This window comes from Mycobacterium sp., assembly GCF_052144515.1.
In the GTDB taxonomy this organism is placed as follows: Bacteria; Actinomycetota; Actinomycetes; order Mycobacteriales; family Mycobacteriaceae; genus Mycobacterium.
The window spans coordinates 1-4827 of record NZ_JBKQQD010000252.1 but is presented as its reverse complement, the minus strand read 5'-3'; the positions used below and the strand labels follow the sequence as shown (position 1 = coordinate 4827).

The window sequence follows — 4827 nt, the reverse complement described above, 5'->3', positions numbered from 1 at the left end:
GCTACTCTTCTTCACGGCGGTCCCCTTGCTGTTGGTGTGTCTTGGCGGACGCCCGACACCTACCACACGGCAGGTCTCGAGCGGGGGACCGCCACCTCAAACTTCCACGACGCCCGGGACAACCTCCATCAGCCCGCCGTACCAGACATCTTCCGCACCTCAGACAACCACCCCGTCCGCGAATCAGCACCGACCCGCAACTCAGCCAACACCGCCTGCAGCCTGGCCACCGCCTGCGGATGCTGCGCCTGATACAGGCCGGAGTCCAGCATCCTTGCCATACACAAAGCGCTTTCAACCAATCCCGGCCGCTTCGACGCGGTCGACAGCATTCCGATCTCGGCGATCACCGCGTTTTCGACACGGCCGGGTCCAGACGATTCGGGCTCACTCGTGATTTGGGAATTATTAGCATTTATCGATGGCAGCACCGGCACCGAGGCCAGCGGCTTTTTCTTTTTCACCGCTGCTTTTCCTGTCGGGGTCGACCCACCCTGGCGGCGAGCCCGCTGAAACGCAGACTCCGCCGCACGGCATTCGGGCCGACGACACCCGCCGACGTAACAAGATCGGGTCCCATGCTGTCTCATCAGCGCACCTCTTCCGAACGGCTCAACCTAAGTATGCCAGTAATTGTGCGCCGCACACAATATATCCCCGAATTGTGTCCGCGACGCGTCGCATTTAATCGAATATCATTGCGCAACAAACATTCCCGCTTAATTGGTGTTTTGCTGAAAGTGGTTTGTGTTCCGGAAATGCTCGTCCGCCAAAAATTTCGGTGCCTGCGGCGTCGCCGAGGTGCAGCTCCTTAAAAAAACAGGCCCCCTACCTGCGGTTATTAGCATAGCCTATGATCTTGATCCGCGTTTCGCTTCCGTGTCATCAACTATACCGCCGGGGGGTATGCCATTTAAGGCGTTGCTGATTTTGAATTCGTTGCACCATCCCTTTAAATTCTTTGGATGCCTTCCTGTAATTCCCCCGCTTATTATATTTGGCGAGTTTGTAGTTGAGTAATTCGAATTGGCGTAATTGCAATTGCATTGTTTACCGATCATCCCCAGTTTGCCTGCACCCATGGACTCGTCGGAGGCGGTTTCGCGCCGCGGGATCTGTTGCATCGGCCGTGTGCGGGGCGGAGCAGGTTCGGGTTCCAGGCGTGTTGGGGGTGAGTGGAAACTGGGTAGAGGTGGTCGGCTTCGAATGCGTCCGGGGAGCCGGGGGGCGCGTCGTAGGAGATGGGTTGGCGGCACCAGGTACAGGGGAGCTTGGCTGTTCTGCAGCGGTGTTTAAATTCGCCCTTCATGCGCTTCTCGCGCCAGCCATTACGTAGATTGCTCACAGTCGTGTCTCGGCAGGTCGTCCTAAGCCGGGTACGGCTCGGGCGCGCCCCCGGCGTCGTAGAACGGCACGTGCATTTCCCCACCGCGGATGTGGCGATTAACGAGAGCGTCGTGAGTCGCCGGTCGGTAATCGTGCTCGCCGAGGTTTTGCTCACTGAGCGGCGTTGCCTTGCTCTCCTGCTGTCGATCGAGGTGTTCGTTGGGGCTGGTCATGTTGCTCCTTTGTCGTGACCTAGCTGGCGCCGCGGATTCTTTCAGCGTTACCACGGAACGGCACGCTGTTGTTCCTCGCGGGCTTCGTCGCGGGTTTTGGGCCGTGTCTTGATTTTGTCCCGTACCACCTCGAGTGGCTTTTTTGCCGGCAGGACCCGGTGGCGGAGTTCGACCAGCACCTCGGCTGGGGGCGGCTGGTAGGCCGGGCCGACTGGGCCTTCCAGGTCAGCTTCCGCATAGCCCAATCGGACGTACCGCAGTGCCTCGAGGTCCGGGCTGATGGCGATGGTGTCGCCGCGTTGGACACCCCCGTCGATGCCGTGGAATGTTCCCGCGATCCCGATCTTCATCCTGATTTTCACGGCGCCGCCTGTCCTGAGTGCTGCTTGGCGAGCAGCCGGTCAAGCACTGCATTTCCGATCCGCTCATCGACGTCATCGGTGCGGCGGTGGCCGCATTGCGGGCACGGGTCGTTGAGCATCGCTTCGGTGGCGGCGAGCGCGAGCAGGAGCTCCGCGTCTTCGTCACCGCCCTGGATCACCCAGCGGGTGAGGCGGTCGCGGATCGGGTGGCCGCTGGCTGCGGCTTTCAGGTCGGCGAAGAATGCGGCGACGCGCTGGTGATCGGTCATCTCGAATCACCGAGTGTGCGTGCGAGTCTGGCGGACGTGCCGCGGCGGGCGAGATGCTCGGGTAGATGGTGGTCCTCCGCGCGAGCCCACAGTTCGGCAAGCCATCGTTCGCCCGCGAGCCGGCCTCGCCGAACTTCGTCGTCTGGCAACAGTTCCCGGATGCCCGGGAATTCGCAAAATGCGCGGTGGTCAGAGTGCAATGCGATGAGTTGGCCCGCGGCGAAGCCGGCGAAGGCGGCGACCCGTGTGCTCTGATCGGGTGCTGTTGACGTTAGCGGGACCCGGCGCTGATGATCGGTTGTCACGGGTTACCATCCTCCCGCGATCCGGTGGGCGTGCAGCAGCAGTTTTGCCTGCCGCGGGTCGCGCGCAGCCCTGGCCGGTAGGGTCGAAAGCCGTTGGGCGCGGGTCGCGATCGGGTCGTAGGGCCGCTTGCCGAGCAGATACATTCGGGCTTGCGCGCCGGACAGCGGCCGGCGGTCCTGGAAGTACCATTCGGGCCAGCGCTTGCCCATGATGTGCATCAGGGCTTGCGCACCGCTCATTGTCCGTCGCCTGGGTGTCGGCCAGTCGGAGCGCACAAAGAACCTCCTCAATTCCCCGCCACGCGAATACATCTCGACGTCCTCGAGGGGGGCGTCCATGCGCCTGGCCAGCGACCTTAAGGCCGCCGAGGTGTCGCGATAAGCCGGAACGGTGACCGGGCCGACGTCGTGTAAGACTCCAGCTCTCAGGACCCGCAGTGGCGTGCCGTCGCGGTAATCCCAGTCGTCGTCGGTGCAGTGGAAGGCGAAACTGCTGCCGGCGTAGTCGCCCCTGGATACCGACTCCCAGGTGTCTTGTCGGCTGGCCGGGAGGCTGCACGTGTAGTCCAGTCCGCGGTGATCGACCGCCAGTTGTAAAGTGCCGGAGTGGATGGCGCCCAATAGCATTCGCGAGTCGTGCTCGGCCCTGCAAATTACGTTAGGCCATCCCTGGCTGTGGCTCTCGTCGAAGAATTGGGGATCGAGCTCTTCGTAAAAGTTGCCGAGCAGTTGTGAGCGGCGTCCGAACACTGCTGCCAGCCCGCCGATTCGGCGCTGATCGCTACTGCTGCGGCATTCGACGGCCAGTGGTGTGGTCCGGTATTCAACGTCGCCCGCCAGGCTGCGGCTGCCAGCCAGCTCTTTTAACGAGTCGGGCGGGGTTTCGCCGAGCTCTCCGTAGAGGCGGATCAGAGCCCTGGCGGCGGCGGCGATTTTGTCGCCAGAAACACCTTGCACCTGGCTGAGCCTGGCGGCGGCATTGTGCACAGCACGGCGATTCACACTGCCGCCGGGTTCCCGTACAGGCAGTGAGTAGTTGTCCTTGTTGTTGCTGTCGCCGCCGCGGTCGATCAAGCAGGACCGCCGCCATTGCTCGATCGTGAAGCGGGAACTGGAGCCGTCCCACGGCCGGTCTGAAGCGGTCATCTGGGGGTGCCTCCTTACTCTGGCTGCCCAAGGGACGTTGACAACGCGTGTTGTCACCGTTAAGACCTAATCGTACGGCTAATCCGTCGAATCTTTGGGGTTCACGTCGATAGCGAGCCGGTGGGCCTCCAGCACGCAATAAACACCGACCGCGATTACTTCTTGGTCGTTGATGAGGTGCCGCTCCATGGTTTGGCCGCGGCCGACGCTGACCACTTCAAGGAGTTGGGTGATGCCGGCGGCGCGGACAACGACCGGCATATCGCCAGGCATGCCGGACAACGTGGCGATGAGCCGGGCGACGGTGAGTCCGTCCCAGTCGGGGATCATGTCGGCAATCCTTTCCCGTCGTCGGCTAGCGCGGCGATGACGAGGGCGGTCGGTTCGGGGTCGGGTGGGGTCATGGCATCTCCCGGAGGTAACGGTCGAGATCTTCCTCGGTGGGTTGGGGCAGCTGCGCCAAGTCCAACTTCGGGGCGGGGCGTTGGCGTGGCGCTGTGACGCGGCGCGCTGGATCGCAATCGGGGCATTTGTATACCTCTGGCGGCACGTACTGACGGAAACACGTGCGGCACAAACGGCGGGGCTCGGTCATGGTTGGATCTCTTCGTCGTCCCAGTGCCGACAAGGGGTCGGTCTCGGTCATCAGAACAGCGCCCATTGCTCGTCGGCCCCGACGGGTCGTACCAGTTTCCAGCGCCAGTCCTGCGGGGCGCGCTGTGTGGTTCTGGCCCAACGGATCGACCCGTCATCCTCGATCAGGTAGACATAGTCGGCCCAGTAGTCCTCTGACCAGTTGTCCGGGAACCGGATCGGCAGCTGCACCTGTTGATCCGGCGGCAGGTGAGCAAGGGCGGCGGCCGTGTAGGCCAGCCCGTAGCCCGGCACCGAGCGGGCGCGCTTACCGAGGAGGTTCTCCCGTGTGCCGTCCTCGGATGGGTCCAGGTAGCTCCACCCGCCGTACCTCGCTGTGAGCAGGGTGCCGAGCACACCGTGCACCCCGTCCCGGCTGATCAGTTCCGCGAGGACGGGCAGCCGGTATTGGGGGCGGCCGTCGTCGTGGATGTATACGCAGTACGTGCCGCCGTCGGTGAGACCGCCGACAAGGCTTCTGCAGCTCATGCGGTTTTTTTCCTTTCAGATAGTTCGCCGAACGCCTGATTGAGTTCGACCTGAAGCTGGTGAT

8 protein-coding genes are annotated in these 4827 nt (G+C 62.8%); all 8 read right to left on the bottom strand.

What is annotated here, in order from left to right; genetic code table 11:
* Positions 1-128: 128 nt before the first annotated feature.
* Positions 129-464, bottom strand: coding sequence for a hypothetical protein (locus ACLP9N_RS17110; RefSeq protein ID WP_442408537.1), 336 nt, complete (start codon positions 462-464; stop codon positions 129-131).
* A 903-nt stretch (positions 465-1367) separates the two neighbouring features.
* A complete protein-coding gene (locus tag ACLP9N_RS17105; RefSeq protein WP_442408536.1) occupies positions 1368-1559 on the bottom strand; it encodes a hypothetical protein in 192 nt (63 codons plus the stop codon).
* Between the two features lie 47 nt (positions 1560-1606).
* Positions 1607-1921, bottom strand: coding sequence for a hypothetical protein (locus ACLP9N_RS17100; protein WP_442408535.1), 315 nt, complete (start codon positions 1919-1921; stop codon positions 1607-1609).
* Positions 1918-2190 carry a hypothetical protein gene (locus ACLP9N_RS17095; protein ID WP_442408534.1) on the bottom strand — a complete coding sequence of 91 codons (273 nt, stop codon included), beginning with the start codon at positions 2188-2190 and terminating at the stop codon, positions 1918-1920. The genes ACLP9N_RS17100 and ACLP9N_RS17095 overlap by 4 nt, the downstream gene beginning before the upstream one ends.
* Positions 2187-2495 (bottom strand): hypothetical protein, encoded by a 309-nt coding sequence (locus tag ACLP9N_RS17090; RefSeq protein ID WP_442408533.1) that lies wholly within the window; start codon positions 2493-2495, stop codon positions 2187-2189. Before ACLP9N_RS17090 ends, ACLP9N_RS17095 begins: the two co-directional genes overlap by 4 nt.
* Positions 2496-2498: 3 nt before the next feature.
* Positions 2499-3641, bottom strand: a complete 1143-nt coding sequence (locus ACLP9N_RS17085; protein WP_442408532.1) for an HK97 family phage prohead protease — start codon at positions 3639-3641, stop codon at positions 2499-2501.
* A gap of 78 nt (positions 3642-3719) precedes the next feature.
* Positions 3720-3971, bottom strand: coding sequence for a hypothetical protein (locus ACLP9N_RS17080; protein ID WP_442408531.1), 252 nt, complete (start codon positions 3969-3971; stop codon positions 3720-3722).
* A 315-nt stretch (positions 3972-4286) separates the two neighbouring features.
* On the bottom strand, positions 4287-4763 hold the full coding sequence (locus ACLP9N_RS17075) for a hypothetical protein (RefSeq protein WP_442408530.1): 477 nt from the start codon (positions 4761-4763) through the stop codon (positions 4287-4289).
* Positions 4764-4827 lie beyond the last annotated feature (64 nt).